22 protein-coding genes, 1 pseudogene and 1 riboswitch are annotated in these 22,198 nt (G+C 38.7%); of the genes and pseudogenes, 19 read left to right on the forward strand and 4 right to left on the reverse strand.

The genetic code is table 11. The features are described from left to right. The first annotated feature begins 5 nt into the window (after nt 1–5). The 14 genes from ade to IEV74_RS15400 all read left to right on the forward strand — a co-directional run bounded on the left by ade (nt 6) and on the right by IEV74_RS15400 (nt 13,904). Complete coding sequence (gene ade / locus IEV74_RS15335) at nt 6–1,766, forward strand: adenine deaminase (RefSeq protein WP_188456252.1); 1,761 nt, start codon at nt 6–8, stop codon at nt 1,764–1,766. 147 nt (nt 1,767–1,913) lie between these two features. Continuing rightward, nucleotides 1,914–2,945, forward strand: coding sequence for a LacI family DNA-binding transcriptional regulator (locus tag IEV74_RS15340; RefSeq protein ID WP_188456253.1), 1,032 nt, complete (start codon nt 1,914–1,916; stop codon nt 2,943–2,945). After that, complete coding sequence (locus IEV74_RS15345) at nt 2,938–3,888, forward strand: sugar kinase (RefSeq protein ID WP_188456254.1); 951 nt, start codon at nt 2,938–2,940, stop codon at nt 3,886–3,888. Before IEV74_RS15340 ends, IEV74_RS15345 begins: the two co-directional genes overlap by 8 nt. A gap of 9 nt (nt 3,889–3,897) precedes the next feature. Continuing rightward, nucleotides 3,898–4,509, forward strand: a complete 612-nt coding sequence (gene hxlA, locus IEV74_RS15350; RefSeq protein ID WP_188456255.1) for a 3-hexulose-6-phosphate synthase — start codon at nt 3,898–3,900, stop codon at nt 4,507–4,509. Nucleotides 4,510–4,513: 4 nt separating this feature from the next. Continuing rightward, a complete protein-coding gene (hxlB, locus tag IEV74_RS15355) occupies nt 4,514–5,065 on the forward strand; it encodes a 6-phospho-3-hexuloisomerase (protein ID WP_188456256.1) in 552 nt (183 codons plus the stop codon). Nucleotides 5,066–5,079: 14 nt separating this feature from the next. Next, a complete protein-coding gene (gene allD, locus IEV74_RS15360; protein WP_188456257.1) occupies nt 5,080–6,090 on the forward strand; it encodes an ureidoglycolate dehydrogenase in 1,011 nt (336 codons plus the stop codon). 103 nt (nt 6,091–6,193) lie between these two features. Next, complete coding sequence (locus tag IEV74_RS15365) at nt 6,194–7,192, forward strand: TRAP transporter substrate-binding protein (protein WP_188456258.1); 999 nt, start codon at nt 6,194–6,196, stop codon at nt 7,190–7,192. A 67-nt stretch (nt 7,193–7,259) separates the two neighbouring features. After that, nucleotides 7,260–7,751 (forward strand): TRAP transporter small permease, encoded by a 492-nt coding sequence (locus IEV74_RS15370; RefSeq protein ID WP_188456259.1) that lies wholly within the window; start codon nt 7,260–7,262, stop codon nt 7,749–7,751. Next, nucleotides 7,748–9,022, forward strand: a complete 1,275-nt coding sequence (locus IEV74_RS15375) for a TRAP transporter large permease (protein WP_188456260.1) — start codon at nt 7,748–7,750, stop codon at nt 9,020–9,022. The genes IEV74_RS15370 and IEV74_RS15375 overlap by 4 nt, the downstream gene beginning before the upstream one ends. A gap of 20 nt (nt 9,023–9,042) precedes the next feature. Continuing rightward, on the forward strand, nt 9,043–10,059 hold the full coding sequence (locus IEV74_RS15380; RefSeq protein ID WP_188456261.1) for a zinc-binding alcohol dehydrogenase family protein: 1,017 nt from the start codon (nt 9,043–9,045) through the stop codon (nt 10,057–10,059). 11 nt (nt 10,060–10,070) lie between these two features. Beyond that, nucleotides 10,071–11,300: an enolase C-terminal domain-like protein gene (locus tag IEV74_RS15385; RefSeq protein ID WP_188456262.1), complete on the forward strand. Its 1,230-nt coding sequence runs from the start codon at nt 10,071–10,073 to the stop codon at nt 11,298–11,300. 18 nt (nt 11,301–11,318) lie between these two features. Then, a complete protein-coding gene (locus IEV74_RS15390) occupies nt 11,319–12,089 on the forward strand; it encodes an SDR family oxidoreductase (RefSeq protein WP_188456263.1) in 771 nt (256 codons plus the stop codon). 14 nt (nt 12,090–12,103) lie between these two features. Further along, a complete protein-coding gene (locus tag IEV74_RS15395; RefSeq protein ID WP_188456264.1) occupies nt 12,104–12,721 on the forward strand; it encodes a bifunctional 2-keto-4-hydroxyglutarate aldolase/2-keto-3-deoxy-6-phosphogluconate aldolase in 618 nt (205 codons plus the stop codon). Nucleotides 12,722–13,205: 484 nt separating this feature from the next. After that, a complete protein-coding gene (locus tag IEV74_RS15400; protein WP_188456265.1) occupies nt 13,206–13,904 on the forward strand; it encodes a plasmid pRiA4b ORF-3 family protein in 699 nt (232 codons plus the stop codon). A gap of 64 nt (nt 13,905–13,968) precedes the next feature. Here the strand turns inward: IEV74_RS15400 and IEV74_RS15405 are convergent, their stop codons facing one another. The 3 genes from IEV74_RS15405 to IEV74_RS15415 form a co-directional block, all read right to left on the reverse strand. Continuing rightward, nucleotides 13,969–14,160, reverse strand: a complete 192-nt coding sequence (locus IEV74_RS15405) for a YbxH family protein (RefSeq protein ID WP_188456266.1) — start codon at nt 14,158–14,160, stop codon at nt 13,969–13,971. 88 nt (nt 14,161–14,248) lie between these two features. Continuing rightward, the gene (locus IEV74_RS15410; protein WP_188456267.1) at nt 14,249–15,742 is read right to left on the reverse strand and encodes a BCCT family transporter; all 1,494 of its coding nucleotides are present in this window, start codon (nt 15,740–15,742) and stop codon (nt 14,249–14,251) included. A 142-nt stretch (nt 15,743–15,884) separates the two neighbouring features. After that, nucleotides 15,885–17,627, reverse strand: coding sequence for an ABC transporter ATP-binding protein (locus tag IEV74_RS15415; protein ID WP_188456268.1), 1,743 nt, complete (start codon nt 17,625–17,627; stop codon nt 15,885–15,887). Nucleotides 17,628–18,153: 526 nt separating this feature from the next. Next, nucleotides 18,154–18,239, forward strand: a riboswitch (cyclic di-GMP riboswitch). A 29-nt stretch (nt 18,240–18,268) separates the two neighbouring features. Here IEV74_RS15415 and IEV74_RS15420 point away from each other — a divergent pair. Then, nucleotides 18,269–18,406 carry an anti-repressor SinI family protein gene (locus tag IEV74_RS15420; RefSeq protein WP_188456269.1) on the forward strand — a complete coding sequence of 46 codons (138 nt, stop codon included), beginning with the start codon at nt 18,269–18,271 and terminating at the stop codon, nt 18,404–18,406. Between the two features lie 13 nt (nt 18,407–18,419). Here the strand turns inward: IEV74_RS15420 and IEV74_RS15425 are convergent, their stop codons facing one another. Then, on the reverse strand, nt 18,420–19,337 hold the full coding sequence (locus tag IEV74_RS15425) for an SDR family oxidoreductase (protein ID WP_188456270.1): 918 nt from the start codon (nt 19,335–19,337) through the stop codon (nt 18,420–18,422). Between the two features lie 144 nt (nt 19,338–19,481). Between IEV74_RS15425 and IEV74_RS15430 the strand changes: the two genes are divergently transcribed. The 4 genes and pseudogenes from IEV74_RS15430 to IEV74_RS19785 all read left to right on the forward strand — a co-directional run bounded on the left by IEV74_RS15430 (nt 19,482) and on the right by IEV74_RS19785 (nt 22,119). Next, nucleotides 19,482–19,652 (forward strand): hypothetical protein, encoded by a 171-nt coding sequence (locus IEV74_RS15430; protein ID WP_188456271.1) that lies wholly within the window; start codon nt 19,482–19,484, stop codon nt 19,650–19,652. A gap of 137 nt (nt 19,653–19,789) precedes the next feature. Beyond that, nucleotides 19,790–20,770, forward strand: coding sequence for a quinone oxidoreductase family protein (locus IEV74_RS15435; protein ID WP_188456272.1), 981 nt, complete (start codon nt 19,790–19,792; stop codon nt 20,768–20,770). Then, nucleotides 20,767–21,357, forward strand: a pseudogene (locus IEV74_RS19780) (phosphotransferase family protein); the annotation flags it as partial. The gene IEV74_RS15435 and the pseudogene IEV74_RS19780, both read left to right, overlap by 4 nt. Before the next feature lie 225 nt (nt 21,358–21,582). Next, nucleotides 21,583–22,119 (forward strand): GNAT family N-acetyltransferase, encoded by a 537-nt coding sequence (locus IEV74_RS19785; protein WP_229683215.1) that lies wholly within the window; start codon nt 21,583–21,585, stop codon nt 22,117–22,119. The last annotated feature ends 79 nt before the right edge of the window (nt 22,120–22,198 follow it).

Below are 22,198 nucleotides of genomic sequence, written 5' to 3' on the forward strand. Positions count from 1 at the left end.
TATCTATGTTTTCACGTCAACATATTGTAGCAGCGGCACGCGGAGATGAACGGATGGATACGATCATTCGGAAAGTTAATCTAGTCAATGTTTTTACTGCAGAAATTTATATGGCTGATATTGGCATTAAGGAAAATCGTTTTAGTGCGATTGCACGCTACGAACACGATGAGCCAGCCTTCTATATGGAAGGTGATAATGTGATTGATGCAACAGGCAAGTATGCAGTGCCTGGTTTTATCGACTGCCATGTACATATTGAGAGTACGATGATTACGCCAGATATGTTTGCTAGGGCCGTACTTCGGCATGGGACAACCGCAGCGGTGATTGATCCGCATGAAATTGGCAATGTGATGGGTGCTGAAGGGGTAACCTATATGATAAATGCTAGCAAAGGGCTTCCGGTTCAAATACTTACAACTATTCCGTCGTGTGTCCCTGCTGTACCTGGTGTGGAAACGGCTGGGGCAGAGTTTGGCCCAGAAGATATCGCGGCATTGCTGAATAATCCCGATGTGGTAGGGGTTGCTGAATTAATGGATTATGTAGGTGTCATTAAGCAAAATCCTCGTATGGCCGGTATTGTACAAAAGGGTCTTGATTTTGGAGTACGTAATGAAGGTCATTTGCCGCGTGTTGGTGGTCGTGATTTACAAGCCTATTTAGCTGCCGGGGTTAATTCTGATCATGAAAGCCGAACAGTAGAAGAAATTGTGGAAAAGCTGCGTGCAGGAATGTTGATTTATATTCGTGAGTCGAGTGTAAGCCAGTTTGCGGATATAGCAGCAAAGGCATGGGAGATCCTGCCCCATTCCTCTAACATCGCGATGTGTACAGATGATGTGGAACCGAATGACATGCTGAAAAATGGACAAATGAATCGCGTGGTTCGTCGCTGTATCGAGGAAGGAATACCAGCACCGCTTGCCATTCGCTATGCTACACTAAATGGCGCGATTCGTTATGGTCTTCATGACCGCGGTGCCATTGCTGCTGGGTATGTAGCGGATTTTTCATTAGTAGATTCATTGGAAACAATGCAGGCTAACGATGTATTTGTACAGGGCGAACAAATGGTGCGGGATGGGGATGTTATCGTGGATATTACGAGCGGTACTACACCACTTAGGAAAAATACGGTTCGTCTACCTAAACTTCAAGTGGATGATTTTAAGATAAAGCCACCAGTGGAAACTGGAATGATAGGGCTAAATACGATGGAAATGACAGAGATCGGAACAACTCAAAAAGGTGTCTTAGAAGTACAGGTTACGGATGGTACGATACGTGATTTACCTGCTGATTATGTATTTGTTTCGGTGACAGGACGCCATGGTCAACAACGAGAACCATTTATAGGAGTATTGAAAAATTCCGGGATACGCAGTGGCGCATATGCAACAACAGTAGCTCATGACAGTCATAATTTGGTAGTCGCAGGAAAAAATGCAAATGATATGCTGCTAGCCGCACAACAGCTGCAGAAATCTGGTGGCGGACTCTGCTTAGTGGAAGATGGGAAGGTTATGGCACAGGTGGATTTACCTATCGCTGGATTGATGGCAGCGGAGCCTATTGAGGAACTTGCCCCAAAAGTGGAGGAGTTTAATAAGGTGGCTAAGTCGATGGGCGTAAAGGTTGGGAGACGTTCTCCATCTATGGCGCTCTCATCCTTGACACTAACTGTTATCCCGGAAATTCGCATAAGTGATCTTGGATTAGTGGATGTAAAGTCGCAGGAACTGATCCCATTGTATGTTTAATTGAAGAGATGAGAAGCGGGACACGGGGTCTGACCCCGTGTCCCGATATTATTTTTTAAAAAATAAAATAAGCTATTGTAAAACGCTTTCTTTTATTGTATACTTTCACTAAATCGATTTAGTAAACCGTTTTAGTAAGGTGATTATATGTCAAAGAAGATTACGATTGCAGATGTTGCAAATCAAGCTGGAGTATCTAAAAGTACCATATCTCAATATTTGAATAATCGTTTTGAGTATATGGGTGAAGAAACTCGTTCAAGAATTAAGAAAGCTATATCGGATTTAGAATATCAACCCAATGTAGTTGCAAGAAGCTTAAAGAAAAAGAGCACATCAACAATTGGAGTTATCGTGGCAAATATATTACACGCATTTTCAACCCAGGTAATCAGATCTATTGAAAATGTATGTAATGAAAATGGCTTTTCGACCATTATTTGTAACGCCGATGATAACCCGGAAAAAGAGAAAAAATATATAGAAACACTTTTAGCGAAGCAAGTAGACGGGTTAATAGTCGTCCCAATTAGTGGTAATTCCGATACATATGAAAAATTGTTAAACCAGGATTTCCCAATTGTCTTTTTAGACCGTTTAGTAGATGGACTGAATACGGATACGGTTCTTTTGAATAATGGAAAGGCATCTGAGCTCGCGGTTAATCACTTACTGGAAAATGGCTATGAAAAAATAGCCATTGTTACGACTTCCTTAATTGATAATGTTACTCCTAGAGTTGAACGTATAAACGGATATATAAAAGCTTTAGAGGAAAATAATATTTCTGTTCGTACTGATTACATTAAGGGAATGGAGCTTTCTAAAATACCACAAGGTCTAAATGAACTCTTCTCATTAGATGAAAAACCTGACGCTATTGTTTCGGGAAATGACTTAACGTTAATGGAAATATTAAAGTATTCATTTGAACACCAAATTAGAATTGGTAAGGAAATTGGATTAATAACAATTGATGAAGTTTCATTTGGTCCAATCCATTCGCCGCCGTTAACCACTATTGCCCAGCCTACATTTGAAATGGGAAAAGAAGTGGCAACTATTCTGTTAAACAAAATTAGAGACAAAAATGCGAAACAAGACCCAGCAGTGCATCGATACGAACCGCGACTCATCGTTCGTAAATCAACTAAGAAAGAGGGTGCAGGTAATGAATGATGTTATAACAATTGGTGATGCCATGATAACGTTTGATCCCGACACAAATGGACCATTGCGTTTTGTTAATTCTTTTAGGCGCAAAGTAGGCGGAGCGGAATTTAATGTAGCCATTGGCTGTGCACGTTTAGGCTTGAAAACAGGATGGATCAGCAGATTGGGTGACGATGAATTTGGCAGGTATATTTATAATTTTGCGCGTGGAGAAGGTATCGATGTAAGTGAAGTTAAACTGATGCAAGGCTATCCAACATCCATAAATTTTAAGCAGATAAATGGTGATGGTTCATCAAATACATTTTATTATCGTCACCAATCACCTACGTTAACGTTGAATGCGGATACATTAAATGAAGCTTTTTTCGAACAAGCAAAACTATTACATATTACTGGAGTCTATCCAGCGGTTAATAATCAGAACATTGAAACGATAGAAAGGGCCATCCAGTTAGCAAAAAAGAATAATTTAAAAATTGCAATGGATCCAAATATACGTTTGAAACTTTGGAATGAAGATAAAGCCCGGGCAACATTGTTACGCTGGATGGAAGATGTTGATTATTTATTGGCTGGGATAGAAGAAGCAAAACTCTTATTTGGAACAAACGATATAAACAAACTAATCGAAAAAATAAAGGAATATTCAGTTTCCCATATTTTTATTAAACAAGGTGAAAACGGTGCAATATTGTGGAAAGATGGTAACTTGTTTCAACAGCCCGCAGAAAAGAACATTAATGCTGTTGATACTGTTGGTGCAGGTGACGGATTTGATGCAGGTGCACTATATGGAATTTTAAATAATTGGGATCCGGAGAGTATATTAAAATTTGCCAATATTATAGGTTCGATGGTTGTAGAAGTGTTTGGGGATAACGAAGGATTACCTTACTTAAAAGATGCGATAAATAGATTAGAGGATAAAAAGGTTGTTGAAAGGTAGGATTCTAACATGATTCAAGTCGCTCTTGATCGGTTGAATAGACAAGAATGTTTCCATGTTGTATCTGAAGTCTATCATTATATTGATTATATAGAAATTGGCACAGGTGTGATTAAACAGTATGGCATGTCCATCGTTCAAGAGATGAAAGAACGATATCCCGAAAAAAGGATTTTGGCAGATATGAAGACATGTGATGCTGGGAAACATGAGGCGCTTCAGGCATTTGAAGCAGGTGCTGATGCCATGACAGTAATGTCTTTCTCGGCGAACAAAACCATTCGAGATTCACTAAAAATCGCAGAAGAGCTTAAAAAACAAGTTGTAGTAGATTTATTGGGTATTACTTCAAAGGATCGGATAGTAGAGCTTAGGAATTTAGGCGTTACATCGGTATCTATGCATGTTGGTAAAGATATGCAAGCGGCTGCCTCATTAGATTATTTAGACGATTTTCGGGATACATTAAAGGAATTTAATATATTTGTTGCTGGAGGGATTAATCCAGAGCGGGTTAAACAATTTTCGAAGGTTCATCCGGATGTCTATATTGTTGGAAGCTATATTACAGGTTCGTCAATTCCAGCAGAAGCTGCTAAGAAAATTCGGGAGGTAATTTGAATCTATGAAGAAAGTTCATTTGAAAATACTCGAAGAATTAAAAGAAGTAGCTGAACAACTAGAAGATTCTCAAATAAAATCTTTCATGGATACCATTAGAAGAGCAAACAGGATATTCATTGCTGGAGAAGGACGCTCTGGCTTAATGGGGAAAGCGTTTGCAATGCGATTAATGCATGCTGGTTATCATGTTTTTGTGAAAGGTGAGACAATTACTCCCAGTATTCAAGAGGATGATGTTCTTGTAGCGATAAGTGGCTCTGGAAATACAACATCAATTTTACTAACAGCAGAACAAGCGTCAAAAGCAGGTGCAGAGGTATTACTAGTTACAACGAATGAGAACTCAGCCATTGGAGAAATAGCTGATGAAGTTATCAGAGTATCTGCTGCGACAAAAAGCAGACTACCCGAAGAGCCAGCAACTATGCAACCGATGGGGAATCAATTTGATCAAAGCGTCCATATTTTACTGGATGCAATTGTTATTTCATTAACACATGGTCGAGATAACATTAACGAATATATGAAAGATCAGCACGCAAATCTTGACTAGAAAGGAAGATATTAATGTCAGATGTAATTGTACGAAAAGACGAGCTAAAATCACTTGTTATCAACAAGTTAACAGAAGCGAATGTAAGTGAGGAACACGCAGCGGTAGTAGCGGATGTATTGGTACATGCGGATTTGAGAGGTGTACATTCGCACGGTGTTTTAAGAACGGAGCATTATGTTAAGCGCATGAATGAAGGTGGTATGAATCCAAATCCAAAGTTCAAGGTGGAGGATAGAGGAAAAACTGCAGCACTATTTGACGGTGATAATGGGATGGGCCATGTCATTACGAAAAAAGCAATGGATAAAGCAATTGGATTAGCAAAGGAAAACGGAATTGGTATGGTAGGAATTGTTAATAGCAGTCATTGCGGTGCATTGTCCTATTTTGCTGAACAGGCTGCTAAAGAAGAAGTGGTGAGCATGGTCATGACACACACGGACAGTGCTGTAGTACCATTCGGCGGATCAGAGCCATACTTTGGTACAAATCCGATAGCTTATGGTTTTCCAGCAAAAACGCACAAGCCAATTGTATTGGATATGGCAACGAGTAATGTAGCACTAGGAAAAGTTCTCCATGCAAGGGAAACAGGAAAATCAATACCGGATAATTGGGGTGTAGATGCTAATGGTAATCCAGTTACAGATCCTAATTTAGTTAAAAACCTTTTGCCGATTGGTGGTCCAAAAGGGTATGGACTAGCTTTAACGGTGGATGTTCTTTCAGGTATCTTGACTGGATCCGCATTTGGGACAAATATTGCTACCATGTATGGTGATTATAAAAATTATCGACGTCTAGGACATATGATTTTAACTGTAGATCCAGGATTGTTTATTGAAAAAGAGCAATTTCTAAATAATGTTGATCAAATGATTGATGAACTGCATGAATTAGAGCCTGCATCAGGGTTTAGCTCAGTAATGGTGCCTGGCGAGCCGGAGCAGGTCAAGGAAGAAGATCGTTTAAATAGCGGAATACCTGTACCAAAAAGCATATACGAGTATTTAATCTCTTAAGTACCTTATTTAATTTACTAAGAAGAAGGGGGTATCATTAGTAATTGTATATTTTATCAGGTGAAGGTCATGTTTAAATTTTACAATTAGGAGGAGAACTTTTATGAAAAAGATAGTTGGTTTACTTATAGGGTTATCACTTATTTTTGTACTTGCAGCGTGTGGGAATGATGAATCAGCGAGTGGAAGTGACGGGGACACAATTACTTGGAAAATGGGGCATTTATCAAATGAAGACCATCAATGGCACAAAACCGCTGAGAAATTTGCTGAATTAGTTAATGAAAAAACAGATGGTAAATTGGAAATTGAAATTTATCCTAATGAACAATTGGGTAGTGAAACGGAAGTATTGAATAGTATTGAGGCAGGAACTGTGGACATGACTATTTCTGGTGAAACAATGCAAAACTGGGCACCTGAAGCGGCACTTATGGCGATACCATATGCATTTAAAAACGAAGAACATGTTAAAACAGTAATCGAAGGTGAAATTGGTAAGGAAATTGAAAGCGCAATCAAAGAGAAGGTTGGGGTAACCCCTCTTTATTATCATTTACGTGCACCACGTAATTTAACATCCAATAAACCTATCAAATCACCTGCTGATTTAGACGGATTTAAAATGCGTGTTCCTAATGTGCCATTGTTTATGGACGCATGGGAAAAAGCCGGGGCAAGTCCACAGGTAATGGCATTTAGTGAAGTGTTTACTGGCTTACAACAAAGTGTTATTGACGGTCAAGAGAACCCGGTTGATTTAATTCATAGTGGGAGCTTATTTGAAGTACAAGATTATGTAAATAAAACGGAGCATGTACGCAGCTGGATTTATGTTGTAGTAGGTAATGAACAATTAAACTCCCTGGATAAGGACATGCAAGCTGCAGTTAAAGAAGCAGCCAAAGAAGCCCAAAAATTTGGTATGGATCTTTACGAAAAAGAAACGGAAGGATATGAACAAAAATTAAAAGATGAAGGCATGGAATTTGTTGAAGTTGATCAAGATGCCTTTGCAGAAGCGATGAAACCAGCTGTTGAAAATAGTCTTTCAGAAGAACAGTTAGAATTATATAAAAAGATTCTAAACGCAGCAGAATAGTAATGACGGGGGCACCTTCTGATGAAGATGTTGCTCCCTTATCTTTTTTAAAAGAGGTGAAAACATCATGAAAGCAATAAAAATTTTAACTAGGATACTAGAAATATTAACGGTTCTAACGTTTTCTGCGCTAATTATAGTGGTACTTATTCAAATCATTGGACGATACACACCGTTATCTTATGTATGGACTGAGGAATTAACAAGGTATTTGTTTGTTTACACTATTGCTTTTGGAGCACCGGTTGCTATGGAGAGAAGAGGATATATTAGGGTGGATCTATTAGTGGATTTTTTACCTGAAAAGTTTAAAAAATATTACGATGCATTTATTTATTTAGTATTAGGTGCATTCTCTGCAATGCTAGTAACCTATGCTTACGATTTTGCATTACTTGGTGAGGGACAAACATCTGCAACAATTAAGGTAGAAATGTTTTATATTTATTTAAGTATGGTCATTGCACTTGTGTTTTTGGCAATTTACAGCTTTGTAAATATCTATCATATTCTAATGGGAAATACGACAGAAGAAAAGGAAGAAGGTGTTGAGGTATGATGGCGCTAATTTTATTTTTATCATTTTTAGTAATGATATTTATTGGTGTGCCAATAGCATTTAGTTTAGGTTTAGCATCCCTAATATACCTTCTCTTAGGTGATATCTCTTTAACAATAATTCCGCAAAAAATGTTTGAAGGAATTAACTCATTTACACTTCTTTGTATCCCTGGTTTTATTTTGGCAGGTAATCTCATGAATGCAGGGGGGATTACAAGAAGAATAATAGATTTCACGAATAATGTAGTAGGTCATATTCGTGGTGGTCTTGGATTAGCTAATGTTGGAGCGTCAATGGGTTTTGCAGGGATTTCTGGAACGGCACTTGCAGATACGGCTAGTATCGGTTCGGTGTTAATTCCTGCTATGAAGAAAGAGGGGTATGATGCACCCTTTTCAGTGGCCGTTACATCGTCATCTTCGACTATTGGTCCTATTATTCCACCATCATTGCCTATGATTATATTAGGTACTTTGGCAACTGTGTCCATAGGCGATTTATTTATCGCAGGTGTTATTCCCGGGATACTACTTGGTATAGGATTAATGATTGTATCGTATATCATTTCGGTAAAACGCAAGTATCCACGCGGGGAACGTCAGAGTATATCCGTCATATTTAAATCGTTTTGGGGTGCTTTCTGGGCATTATTGATGACAGTAGTTATTTTGTTTGGGATATTAAGTGGTTTCTTTACACCAACTGAGGCAGCGATCATTGCAGTTGTTTATGCATTGGTAGTTGGATTATTTATTTACAGAGACTTAAAAGTAAAGGAAATACCAAAAATAATTTTGGATTCGGTAGTAGATGCAGCGGGAATAATGGTTCTTGTAGGGTTCGCGAATTTATTTGGCTGGATTTTAATTAGTGAACAAATACCTCAGCTTATTGCAGATGTAATTTTATCCATATCCGAGAATCCAATAATCGTTATTCTTTTGATTAACCTATTATTACTTTTTGTTGGAATGTTCATGGAAACAATTGCGGCCATTGTTATTTTGTTTCCAGTACTATTGCCTATTGCAATTCAAATAGGAATGGATCCAGTACATTTTGGTGTCATGATGGTACTCAACCTAATGATTGGACTTTCTACACCTCCAGTTGGGGTATGTTTATTTGTGGCATCAAGTATTGGTAAAATATCAATCGGCAGGGCTTCGAAAGCATTGCTGCCATTTTTAGGTGTTAGTTTAATAGTTTTATTGCTAGTTGCGTTTATCCCAGAGATAACATTGTTTTTACCAAGTTTATTTGATTAATGAAATGGGGGTAATGAGTTGTGAAAGCAATACAAGTAACTGAGTCACATGATTTAAATGTGGTAGAAGTGGAGGAGCCTCAATTAAATAAAGGGAATGATGTGAAAATTCGTATGAAAGCAATGGGCATTTGTGGTTCAGATATGCACATTCTTCATGGACAAAATCCTTTCGCCAGCTATCCGCGTATTATCGGACACGAGGTAGCTGGAGAAATTATAGAGCTAGGTGAATCGGTATCAGGTTTAAAGGTTGGAGATAAGGTAGTAATTGAACCAATGACGTCATGTGGTGAATGTTATGCATGCAGACAAGGAAGACCAAACATATGTGAAACGGTAGAAGTTTATGGTGTCCATAGGGATGGTGGCGGCTGTGAAATAAAAGTGATGCCGGAAAATCTTGTTCATCGTGTCGATCCATCACTTGATTGGACTGAGATTGCTTTAATTGAACCATTTACGATTGGGGCACAAGCGATATATCGCGGTCAAATTCAAAAAGATGATTTTGTTTATATTATTGGTTCTGGTCCAATTGGATTATGCTGTTTGAAAATGGCCATGACAGCAGGAGCAAAAGTGGCGATTTCTGACTTTAATCAAGAAAGATTAGAATTTGCTCATAAATGGGGAGCAGATTTAACAATAAACCCAAATGAAAAAGATGTCAGTAAAGAATTATCTAACTGGACTAATGGAATGGGTGCAAACGTTGTAATTGATGCGGTTGGAACTCCAACAACAGTTGAACAGGCAATAGACGTAACATCTGTTGCAGCAAGAGTAGTTTTGCTTGGGTTTCATGTAGAAATATCTCGTATTGCACAGGTTAATATTACAAAAAAAGAATTGACGATATGTGGTTCAAGATTACAGACACATCGTTTTCCGAAAGTCGTTGAATTATTCAATTCTAAAAGCTTTCATGTAAAAGAATTGGTAAGTCATGAGTATTCTTTGAATGATGCCAAAGAAGCATTTAAATTAATGGAAGAAATGCCATCAGGAGTACGAAAAGTGATCATAAATCTGTAAGAGGTGAAATTATGAGAATAACTAGAATCAAACCAACAACTGTTACGGTTCCGTTAGAAGCTCCACTTAGACACAGCAATGGGGTTCATTGGGGCAGATTTGTGCGCACGATAGTTGAAGTGGAAACCGACGAAGGTATTACTGGAGTAGGAGAAATGGGTGGTGGAGGCGAAAGTGCTGAACTGGCTTTTAAACAGCTTGAGAGTTATTTAATTGGCCATGACCCATTTAATACGGAAGAATTGAAATGGAAAATTAGTAACCCTACTGCATCACTTTACAATAATCGTACACAGCTATTAGCGGCTATTGAGTTTGCGTGTTTGGATATTATGGGGAAAAATCTGGGTGTACCAGTTTATCAGCTTTTAGGTGGGAAAATGCGTGATGAAGTTGAATTTGCTAGTTATCTATTTTTTCGTTATCCGAATGAAAATGGTGAGCATGAGGTTCAAACGAAGGAACAGTTATTGAGTCATGTTCAGGAATTAAAAGATAAATACGGATTCCGTTCCCATAAGTTAAAAGGCGGGGTGTTTCATCCTGATTATGAATGTGAACTTTTTCAAGCGATAGGGGAGAAGTATTCTAGTGATCAATTCCGTTATGATCCAAATTGCATTCTCAGTGTTGAACAAAGTGTAAAGTTCGCTAAAGAGACTGAGTGGATGAATAACGACTATTTGGAAGACCCAACTTGGGGATTAAATGGAATGCGTCGGGTTCGTGAAAAAATATCACAATCGTTAGCAACAAACACTGTTGTAGTTAATTTTGAACAGCTCGCAGAAAATATTAAGAATCCATCGGTAGACGTTATTTTACTAGATACAACATTTTGGGGCGGTATCAGACAATGTATAAAAGCTGCTGATGTTTGTAATACATTTCAGCTTGGAACGGCAGTCCATTCCTCAGGGGAACTTGGTGTACAATTGGCTACAATGTTACATCTTGGTGCTGTATTACCAAGTATGCCGTTTGCCATTGACGCACACTATCATCATTTAAAGGATGATGTGATAAAAGGTGGAAAAATGAGATACCAAGATGGCAAAATAAAAATTCCCGATAAACCTGGATTGGGCGTCGAAATTGATTATGATAAGTTACAGGAATACGCGGAACTTTATAACGAGTTAGGTGGGTATCCTTACGACCGTGATCCAAAAAGGCCAAATTGGTTTCCTGTTTTACCAAATACAAACGATAAATGGGCAGACCCTAGAAAAGCATACTAGATGTGAGGAGGTAGGTTGATGAATGATATGTTTAGTCTAAAAGGTAAATTAGCAGTGGTTATTGGTGGAACAAGTACACTAGGTTCTTCCATGGCGCTAGGATTGGCGCAAAGTGGCGCCGATATAATTTTAACAGGAAGAAACGAGAATAAAGCAAATCTCATTATAGATGAAATCAAGCAATATGATGTTAAAGTGAGCTTTTTAAAAACAGACGTACAACAATTAGAGTCTATTAAAGAAGTCGCGGAAATTATTGATAGAGATCACGGTGGCTGGGATATTTTATTAAATACTGCGGGTGTAAATAGCCAAACACCATTCTTTGATATTAAAGAAGACGAGTGGAACAACATAATGGATGTTAACTTGAAAGCTGTCATGTTTACGTGCCAAGAATTTGCGCGTCGAAACAAAGCTAGAAATCGTGGTGGAAGCATAATAAATATTTCATCAGTGTCGTCCATAACACCACTTACTAAAGTAATAACATACTCAGCTTCTAAAGCCGCAATTAATAGTATTACTGAGTTTATGGCCCGTGAATTGGCACCTTTTCATATCAGAGTAAATGCAATCATTCCAGGGTTTTTCCCTGCTGAACAAAATCGTAAAATTCTCACGGAAGACCGTGTCAAATCAATAATGGATCATACACCTATGAAACGTTTTGGTGATCCTGAAGAATTGCAAGGTGCGGTTATTTACTTAGCTTCTGAGAAAGCAGCTGGATTCGTTACTGGATCTATGGTAACGGTTGATGGCGGCTTCGGAGCAACTAAAATCTAGCGGGAAGTGAGTTCGTGGCAAATGTCAATTTACAGCAAATTAAAGAATCAAAAATTGTGGCTGTTATTCGTGCGGATTCAAGCAAAGAGGCAATTGCGTTTTCGGAAGCATGTATTCGCGGTGGGATAACTAGTATTGAATTAACATATACAATTCCATATGTTGAGGAAGCTATCTTAACATTGTCTAAACGTTTTCCTGAAATTTTAATTGGAGCTGGTACGGTATTGGATGCGACTACGGCAAAGCTGGCCATGCAAGCAGGGGCAGGGTTTATTGTAAGTCCTGGCTTTGATAAAGATACAGCTTTATTGTGCAATCTATATCAAATACCTTATCTTCCAGGGTGTATGACTGTGACAGAAATGATGACAGCACTTTCAAATGGCTGTTCAATGATTAAATTGTTTCCTGGTGGGATATTCGGCCCAAAAGCGATTAAGGCATTTAAAGCACCATTACCACATCTTTCGATTATGCCAACAGGTGGTGTGGATTTGGATAATATTGATGAATGGTTTCATTCTGGAGCTGATGCTGTAGGAGTTGGGAGTTCCTTGTTGAAAGGAAGTTTAAGTGAGATTGAGAAAAGGACTAGAGAGTTTGTTTTGAGAGTGAGCTATTGTAGTTGAATTGTGTCTAAAAAGTGAAATCCATAAATTTGGTTTGATACATGGATTGATTGACAGTATAAATAGTAAAAATTATACTTAAAATAAGAATAAGGTATCGAATAGCGCTAGCTATTCGATACCGACAACTACAGACCGCATAAAGAGCGGCTGATCATTTTGTTGTCTAATACTGAAAGAAGTAATCGCTTATCCATGATCAATGGGCGGTTACTTCTTTTTATCTAGAAGGAGGACAATGTTTATAACAATTGTTAGTGTCGCTATAGTGAAATACTGAATTGCGCTACTAAACTTAATGATTCAAATGTCGTTACCAGGAGCCGGTCAACCGACCACTAAACTATGTAGTTAATAATATTTTTATCATAATGCTTACCAGATTAATAGTTAAAAATAGAACGAGTGTTTCAGAGGATTACATAAAGATATTTAAGCAAAATATAAATAACCACATAATTTGAAAATAGAAAGGAGAGTATCAATGAAAGCCTATCAAATCAAAATTGAGTTTATCGATTCAGATCCATTAATTTGGAGAAGAGTTGTAATGCCAGCGGATGCAACCTTTAAGCGGCTGCATGATGTTATTCAAACTGTAACGAATTTTCTAGGAGGTTATCCCAGCGACTTTTACCATTTTTATGCGTTTGATTTACAAGATGAAAATATCAGGGTAACGAACGACGATGAAGCATATCAGGAGCATCAATATTTTAAGAAAAATCGTAAAGAAATAGAGAAAAAAATGATTGATACTCCACCGGAATTTATGAAGTTTCAGGAGGCACAGCTGAAAAATTTGAAAACAATAATCCGTAAACCTACTGGAATTAAAATAGATGCGTATTTAGAAAATCATGGTGAAATAAAGTATAGATATGATTTTGGGGACAATTGGTCGTTTCTAATCACATTAGAGGGTATTACGGAAAGTTATCATTATGGTTACCCCAGGCTAATTGACGGCGCAGAAAATGCACCACCTGAAGATGTAGGGGGAATCCCTGGTTTTTATGATTTCTTAAAAATTTACGAAAATGAGAATCATCCAGACCATGAACACGTGCGGGTTTGGGCGAGAGAACAGCGATACAGAGAGTATGATGAAGAACATATTAATGGAATGTTAAAATTCATTAAATATAAGAAAACAGAATGGGACAAGCTTGAAAGCAAATAGCGTTGTGATGAGGTGTCTGTGGGACAAGGGGTCTGACCCCCTGTCCCACAGACACCTCGTTCCGCTAAATTCCCTTTCGTTCACAATATTCGTTTACTAATTGTTCGATTTGACTTGGTTCTGGATATTTTCCGGAGAAAGAGAATTTTATTTCTTCAACAAATTGGTCAGTATGGTATACATGTATGGCACCGTTTTGTTCGATAACGCTGAACTCTGGTTCAAATCGATAGCCATTTCGGTCAATAGCACCCACTCTCGTCATCAACTCCTAAACGATTTGCTAATAGTATTTCATGGATCAACTAACTCATACTTGGAATCAAGGAAACTGCTCTATGCCATTACTTGTTTTTTCCCTTTATCGATGCCACCTCTTTGTTAAGTGCTTTTATTAGGGAGACCATCATTAGAATCATCACGAATGAAAATGGAAGTGCAGCGGCAATAATCGTATTTTGCAGTGCTGTTAATCCTCCAACATAAAGTAAAATGAGAGCGACAGAGGACTGTGCAAGACCTAATGCAATTTTGACACCATTTGGAGGTGTTAACGAGCCGTTTGTAGATTGCATTCCCAATACAAATGTTGCAGAATCTGCTGACGTAACGAAAAATGTTATGATAAGTAATATTGCCATAATCGATAAAAGGAATGAAAATGGCAATTGATCGAACATATTAAATAATACTAATTCCGTTGTAAACTGGGTTAAATCCGTGCCACTGTTCTGTACATAGCCTGCCGTTGTTCCAAAGGTTGCAAACCAAATGGAAACGATTAGCGTTGGTACGACGATGACCCCAATCATAAATTGGCGGATAGTCCTTCCACGAGACACGCGAGCGATAAACATTCCCACAAATGGTGCCCATGAAATCCACCACGCCCAGTAGAAAAGGGTCCAGGCGTCAAACCAGCTTCGATTATCGCCTGAAAGCGGTGCTGTCCGGAAACTCCACTGTACAATGTTTTGCAAATATAGCCCAACCGTTTCCGTGAACATGTTTAGGATCAGTAATGTTGGACCGACAAACAACACAGCAAAAAATAACAGGATAGCAAGTACCATGTTCGCATTGGATAAATATTTGATCCCTTTACTTAGGCCAGACCAGGCAGACATAAGAAATAAGATGGTAACGATGATAACGATAATGAGCTGTGTGGTAAAGCCAACTTCTATTCCAAAGAGATGATTTAGTCCCCCGTTGATTTGTACAGCCCCAAATCCAAGTGAAGTTGCTACACCAAAAATGGTTGCGAATGTGGCAAGAACGTCGATCGCATTTCCAAATGGTCCTTTCATTTTATCGCCGAATAATGGTTTTAATGTCGCAGAAATCAAGCCAGGCTCATCTTTGCGGAATTGGAAAAATGCAAGAGCAAGTGCAAAAAGTCCATACATTGCCCAGCCATGAATACCCCAATGAAAAAAGGTAATGGCCAGTCCATTTTTAAATGCCTGTTCCGTTCCTTCCCCACCAAAAGGAGCATCTGTAAACGCATGTGAAAGTGGTTCTGCTGCACCATAGAATACCAGCCCGATTCCTAAGCCAGCAGAAAAGAGCATAGCAATCCATGAGGAAGTAGAAAAATCAGGCCTTTCATGATCTTTTCCCAAACGGATTTTGCCATAGGGACTAATGGCTATGATGACGGTAATGATGACTAAGGCGGCCATCAGCCACATATAATACCATCCGAATGTTGTGGAAAGAAAGGCGTTAATCGTGGTGGTTACCTGCTCAAACTGAGTAGGCTGTAATGCACCAAGCATAACAAAAATAATGACCAATGCGATCGTGATGTAAAATACAATCGATACTCTTTTCATATCTACCTTCCTCATTCGAAAAAAACTGTAATAATCTTATACTTACGCAAAGAATGAATGGATATACAAATTTTTTTAGAGAAATTAAGTTGAAGCAGAATAAGACCACTCCATAATTCATGAGTGGTCTGATTTAAATTTATTAAACCTGTAGTTCAAACTGCTTTGAATAAAGGTTTGCATAGGGTCCATCGTTTGCTAGAAGTGTATCATGTGTACCTTGTTCCGAAATTCCGTCCTCCGTTAATACAATAATTCTCCCTGCATTTTGGATGGTGGAAAGGCGGTGGGCGATGACGATGGTGGTCCGTCCCTTTGCTAACGCTTCCAGTGATTGCTTGACAATGCTTTCACTCTCGTTGTCCAGTGCGCTGGTTGCCTCATCCAAAATAAGAATGGATGGATTTTTTAAAAATACACGTGCGATACTAAGACGCTGTTTCTGACCTCCTGATAGTCTGACACCTCGTTGGCCGATTTCAGATTGGTAGCCGTTTGGCAAGGCCATAATAAAGTCATGGGCATTTGCGTTCTTGGCTGCAGCGATAATTTCTTTCTCACTTGCTGTTGGATCTCCGTAGCGGATATTGTCCATCACCGTTCCTGCAAAAAGGTAAACATCCTGCTGAACAATTCCAATTGCTTTTCGTAATGATTGGAGTTCAATATCACGAACGTTTATCCCATCAATCAATACTTCTCCAGCTGATACATCATAAAAGCGAGGGATAAGTGAACAAAGGGTAGTTTTTCCAGCACCGGATGGACCAACTAGCGCAATGTACTCTCCCGGTTTTACACGTAGTGACAAATTCACAAAAATATTCTGCAAATGCTCTTCGTAACGGAAGGAAACGCGCTTGAACTCAATTTCACCTTTTACCTCTGACAGGTTTATAGCTTTTGTCCTGTTTTTAATTGCTGGATTCAGATTCATGATTTCCATAAAGCGCTGGAAACCAGTGACTCCTTCTTGAAACTGTGTACTCATATGAGTTAGTTTTTGAATTGGTTCAATTAAATAGCCGATATACAGCAAAAATGTAATCAAATCTGCTAGATCTAACTTGTTGCCAACTATACTGGCACTGCCGAAAATGACAACTGTGATTGTAATTAATTGGATAATTGTTTCAAAACAATTATAAAAGTATGCTTCTGCTTTATACGTTTTCTTTCTGCTTTCAAGGAAGCGATTATTTTCTACGTTAAATTTCTTGACTTCTACCTGTTCGTTGGCAAAGGACTTTACGACACGAATCCCTGAAAGACTATCTTCAGCCTGCCCGTTTACATCCGCAACCCGTTGTTTGTTTCTTAAATAAGCTTTGTTTAATATTTTATTAAAATATAATCCAAAGGCACCTAGGATAGGCAGAAAGCAGAATACTGCGATCGTCAATGGTGCATTAATAAAAATCAATATGATAAATGCACCAACTAAGCGTACCAGATACTTGATATAGTCTTCTGGACCGTGATGGTACAACTCCGAAAGCAGGAGCAGGTCGTTTGTTAATCTTGACATGAGCTGACCTGTTTTTTCCTTATCGTAAAAGCTAAAGGAAAGCTTTTGCATATGGATAAAGAGTTCACTGCGCAAATCACTTTCCATACGGGCTCCGAGTTCATGACCTTTGTAATCGACAAAGAAGTTCCCGATATTCTGGATAGCAACGATGACTAGCATTAATCCGCCAATCCAATATACTTCCGTTAGTGCATGGGACAAGTCACCTTCGAGAACATCTTTTGTAATATAGCGAACAAGCAATGGAAAAACTAAAGTCAAAGCAGATACGATAAGGGCGCATACCAATACCGAAAGAAACAACCCTTTGTAAGGTTTATAATAAGAGAAAAATTTTTTTATTGGAAAATTCATGTTTAACCCCTTTTGTGTTAGTTAATTAACACATATAAGGGGGAAACCGTAACATGTTAAGTTAATGTTCCACCCTTATATGTTTGTACGGTTTTATTTGTCTTGTTTCTCATGTAAATTACCTCCTTGTATCTAATATAGAAATTGTAAACTATTTTTAATATTATTAATAGTGCTTTTTTTGTGCAGGACAAAAAGGCATTTTTCAAGTGGGACACGGGGTCAGACCCCGTGTCCCAGCAATCGCTCTCGTCTGTGTGCATTTTTTTGTATACCTTATGGCCAATAATTAATTTTAAGGATAAATATACCTAATAGTTTTACCAAATTATGTTAAAATAGTGAATAAAATAGATTGTGAGGTTAATTCTTTGTATTTTATCCAAAATCCGATTGGATGAATGAAAATAGTTAGAATCCACCCTTGCTAATTAAAGTTTCACCTATTTTTGTTATGGGATGTAGTGGTGGATTTGTTAATGTTGGCAGAGCGTATCCATTGCACATAAACCACGAAATAAAACACATCAGCAAAAGGCAAACCTATCGAAAGCTGGGGGCGCAAAGTCACAGGTCTTCCATTGATATAATGATGACGGCTGGGCTGCCTGAGGTACGAATTGTACCAAAAGGAGGAGCTTATGCGTAATTTATTAGGCAGAGTAATTGATGAAGAATGGGTTGTCCTAATCAAGGAGGCGAAGGATTTGGGATTAAGTATGGAAGAAGTAAGGGAATTTTTGCAAAAAAAAGCCAACCAGCTGGGACACGAAGACTGACCCCGTGTCCCGTTTATCCAAATACTTGGCCCCCGTTAACATGTAGCGTTTGTCCAGTTACAAATCGAGAATCATCAGATGCAAGGTAGACAAACGTTGGTGCAACTTCAAATGGCTGACCTTGTCGATCCATTGGATTACCGGCAAGCGTTACTTGGTCTGCAGAAAAACTTGATGGAATTAACGGCGTCCATATCCTTCCAGGTGCGATGGCATTTACCCTAATCCCTTTGCCGACCAAGTTGTTAGCCAATGCACGGGTAAATCCGATAATCGCTCCTTTTGTCGCTGTGTAATCAATTAATTGCTTATTTCCATCAAATGCAACAACGGATGATGTATTAATAATGGAGCTTTCGGCTTTTAAGTAGTTAAGTGCTGCGCGTGTTGTGTAAAAGTGGGAGTAAATATTAACTTTAAATGTATCATCGAATTGTTCATCCGTGATATCCAGTAAGCTTAATTGCTGGAACTGAATTCCAACGTGGTTACAAAGGATATGAAGTTCCCCAAAAGTTTCTACTGTCTTTTCAACAATTTCGGCACAATGCTTTTTGTCTCTTAAATCCCCTGGAAGTAATAGGCAGCGTTGTCCAAGCTCTTCAATCCTGTTTTTTGTTCGATTTGCATCTTCATGTTCATCCAGGTAAGAAATGGCTACATCTGCACCCTCTTTTGCAAAAGCAATTGCTGCCGCAGCTCCCATCCCGCTGTCCCCACCAGTGATAAGTGCTATTTTTCCATTTAGTTTTCTACTGCCCTGATAATTTGGATTTTCGATGATTGGCTCAGGTACCATTAAACGCTCTACCCCGGGCTGACGGAATTGACGCTGTTCGGGAACCGTAATTGCAATATCCTCGTATCGTGTTATTTTTCCGTAATTCGGATACATGGGATATCCTTGCTGATTGGTATTGTCTTTTGCCATTGTATGGTCCTTCCTCCTATAAGCAATTCTCCAATTATATTATGTTGCATAGGCGATAGCCGTGCATTGTAAAAGCGTACAGGCTCATTAAATGAAATAGGTGAATAAGGTAAAAGGGAGAGATTACTGTAGGAGGATGCTGAAATGCACTTTTATTACGATCCCGAGGTAAGGTTATTGTTAATGAATGCTTCTGCTGAAAAAGAGAAAATTGTATACGATGATAACCCCAACAAATTGGAAGTCCCTAAAATAGGACCAAGACCGCCTTACTATTTCAATCCGAGATACGAGCAGTATTATCCAGTAATTTAATATGAATACTGCGGGACAAGGGGTCTATCCCATGTCCCTCTGTCCCAAAATGCAGGACTGACCCCGTGTCCTGATTTTTTAATATTATCAATCATGCGGCAATTGATTTACAATGGTATAAAGGGGAGGTTATTGTTGTGAAGCGTGTGGTTATGGAGAGGTTTGGTGGACCAGAAGTATTAAAATTGCAAGAAGCAGATATGCCTCGAGCAGGATTAAACGATGTTTTGATTCGAGTGGAGAAAACAAGTGTCAACTTTGCCGATATAAAGAAAAGGAATGGTCAGAAGGGTGATGCGCAATTTCCAATGGGTATTGGGCTTGATGTGGCAGGGGTAGTTACTTCTGTAGGTGATCAAGTGACAGATATTGCTGTTGGACAACGGGTGATAGCTTTTCCTGAAAATGGTTCCTATGCCGAGTATGCTGTGGCTAAGCAAGCATTGACATTTGCCATCCCGGACGAAGTAGATTTTACAACAGCAGCAGCATGTCCAACTGTTTCGATTCTTTCTTATAAACTTTTAATCGATGTAGCCCGGCTGCAAATAGGGGAAACGGTACTTGTGCATGCAGCAGCGGGTGGAGTAGGGACTACAGCTATTCAACTTGCAAAATTGTTAGGTGCGAGAACAGTTATTGGAACCGTCAGCAATAAAGACAAGTTTTCCATTGTAGAAGAAGCGGGTGCTGACCATGTCCTGTTATATGATGATTTTTCTAAACATGTTAATGACTTAACGAGTGGCATTGGGGCAAATATTATTCTCGATTCAGTGGCAGGAAAGATATCGGAACAAAGTATGAAGTGTTTGGCTAAGTTTGGGCGCTTGGTTCAATTTGGGAATTCTGGTGGCAAAATTGGAAAATTCCATACGAACGAACTTCATGCAAGCTGCCGGTCGATTTTAGGTTTCAGCTTAGGAACTACACGAAAAGAACGACCAGAGTTTTTAAAGGAAGCTAGTGTGAAGGTACTGCAATTCATTGCGAATAAACAGCTAACAATTAAAATTGGTGCGGAGTTTCCCTTAACGGATGTACAGAAGGCGCATGAACTTATCGAGTCACGGAAAAGTATGGGGAAGATCGTGTTGAATGTTCGAGGTGATATATGAACATTGATAAAATACTATATCAATTAGGAATCCCATCATATGTCTCCTATCATGAGGTAGCTGGTGGAAGAGACAGTTCTGTATTTAAAATTGATGTGCAGGATGGAACTACTTATGCATTACGTGTTTTGCCAGCCGTTAGGTACCAGCAGTTTATTGAAGAAAAGAAAATAATTGAACTGGCGGGGGATCATGGTGTACCAGTACCAATCATATTTTCTGTAAATAGATATGAAAGTTATGCTGTTATGTTAATGGAATGGGTGTCAGGCGGAACAATAGTAGAAGAACTGCAGCGGCAGCCAGGTAATGCAGAAAGGATAGGATTTGAATTTGGACGGGTCCAGGCAACTATACATAAAATTTCATTACCAGATATGGATGTTAGCAGGTCTTTGTCATGGTTTACTCCACAAGGAAAAGAAAAGGAAATTTATACTAACCTATCATCTGCTGGTCTAAAGAATACTAGTCTTCTCCATCTAGATTTTCATCCTTTAAATGTTCTTATAGATGGAGAGAGAATTACTGGAGTGATAGATTGGCTGAATGCTTCAGTCGGTGATTCCAGATTCGATTATGCACGGACATTATCGATACTTCAACTGGTTGCACCTAAATTTGTTGAGTCTGGCGTGATTAACACGTTTGAAAAGGGATGGCAAAAAGGATATCATCATACATTTGGAGACATTGAGTTCTTGCCACTATTTAATGTATGGGCTGGTCTTCGGTTGAAACGTGATTTAGCAGACACATTGTCACAAGAAGACATTGTGCGAATTGACGAATGGGTGGGCTGGGGGAGTTTCATGAAAAGCAATCAAATTTATATTAGGGATTTTACGGTAGACGATGCAGAGGCATTACTTCAATTACAACAGGATAACAGGTCATTTTTCGAAAAATTTTCAATGGAACGAGAGAATGATTATTACACACTAGATGCACAAACGAAACGGATAAAAGCGTTTGAGAATAATAGGAATCAGGATAATGATTACAATTTCGGGATTTTTAAAAATGATGATGATCGATTAGTAGGAACTATTGATCTTTTTCAGGTCGTTCGCGGATCCATACAGGCAGCGTTTATTGGTTATTTTTTAGATGAAGCTCATAATGGCAAAGGCTATACTACAGAAGCTGTTCAGTTACTAGTAAACTATGCATTTGATACGCTTAAGCTTCATCGAATCGAAGCAGGGGTTATGCCGCACAACATTGGCTCAATTCGAGTATTGGAGAAGTCTGGTTTTCACAAAGAAGGAATTGCGAAAAAGAATGTTAAGATCAACGGGAAATGGGAGGATCATCAGGTACTGGCGATTATTAATCCGTTAGATTAGAGTGGGACAAGGGGTCTGACCCACTAGCGTTGCATAACTGTAAATAAATATTATATATGTAAAAATTTTACATTACCAT

The organism is Virgibacillus oceani (assembly GCF_014638995.1).
GTDB classification, from domain to species: Bacteria; Bacillota; Bacilli; order Bacillales; family Amphibacillaceae; genus Virgibacillus_E; species Virgibacillus_E oceani.

Excerpts from the sequence above, each read along its gene's own strand:
- IEV74_RS15365 (WP_188456258.1), top strand. The coding sequence starts at position 6,194 with ATGAAAAAGATAGTTGGTTTACTTATAGGGTTATCACTTATTTTTGTA.
- IEV74_RS15385 (WP_188456262.1), top strand. The coding sequence starts at position 10,071 with ATGAGAATAACTAGAATCAAACCAACAACTGTTACGGTTCCGTTAGAA.
- IEV74_RS19785 (WP_229683215.1), top strand. The coding sequence starts at position 21,583 with ATGAAAAGCAATCAAATTTATATTAGGGATTTTACGGTAGACGATGCA.
- IEV74_RS15375 (WP_188456260.1), top strand. The coding sequence starts at position 7,748 with ATGATGGCGCTAATTTTATTTTTATCATTTTTAGTAATGATATTTATT.
- ade (WP_188456252.1), top strand. The coding sequence starts at position 6 with ATGTTTTCACGTCAACATATTGTAGCAGCGGCACGCGGAGATGAACGG.
- IEV74_RS15415 (WP_188456268.1), bottom strand. The coding sequence starts at position 17,627 with ATGAATTTTCCAATAAAAAAATTTTTCTCTTATTATAAACCTTACAAA.
- IEV74_RS15340 (WP_188456253.1), top strand. The coding sequence starts at position 1,914 with ATGTCAAAGAAGATTACGATTGCAGATGTTGCAAATCAAGCTGGAGTA.
- IEV74_RS15370 (WP_188456259.1), top strand. The coding sequence starts at position 7,260 with ATGAAAGCAATAAAAATTTTAACTAGGATACTAGAAATATTAACGGTT.
- IEV74_RS15410 (WP_188456267.1), bottom strand. The coding sequence starts at position 15,742 with ATGAAAAGAGTATCGATTGTATTTTACATCACGATCGCATTGGTCATT.
- allD (WP_188456257.1), top strand. The coding sequence starts at position 5,080 with ATGTCAGATGTAATTGTACGAAAAGACGAGCTAAAATCACTTGTTATC.
- IEV74_RS15430 (WP_188456271.1), top strand. The coding sequence starts at position 19,482 with ATGCACTTTTATTACGATCCCGAGGTAAGGTTATTGTTAATGAATGCT.
- IEV74_RS15345 (WP_188456254.1), top strand. The coding sequence starts at position 2,938 with ATGAATGATGTTATAACAATTGGTGATGCCATGATAACGTTTGATCCC.
- hxlB (WP_188456256.1), top strand. The coding sequence starts at position 4,514 with ATGAAGAAAGTTCATTTGAAAATACTCGAAGAATTAAAAGAAGTAGCT.
- IEV74_RS15400 (WP_188456265.1), top strand. The coding sequence starts at position 13,206 with ATGAAAGCCTATCAAATCAAAATTGAGTTTATCGATTCAGATCCATTA.
- IEV74_RS15420 (WP_188456269.1), top strand. The coding sequence starts at position 18,269 with ATGCGTAATTTATTAGGCAGAGTAATTGATGAAGAATGGGTTGTCCTA.
- hxlA (WP_188456255.1), top strand. The coding sequence starts at position 3,898 with ATGATTCAAGTCGCTCTTGATCGGTTGAATAGACAAGAATGTTTCCAT.
- IEV74_RS15425 (WP_188456270.1), bottom strand. The coding sequence starts at position 19,337 with ATGGCAAAAGACAATACCAATCAGCAAGGATATCCCATGTATCCGAAT.
- IEV74_RS15390 (WP_188456263.1), top strand. The coding sequence starts at position 11,319 with ATGAATGATATGTTTAGTCTAAAAGGTAAATTAGCAGTGGTTATTGGT.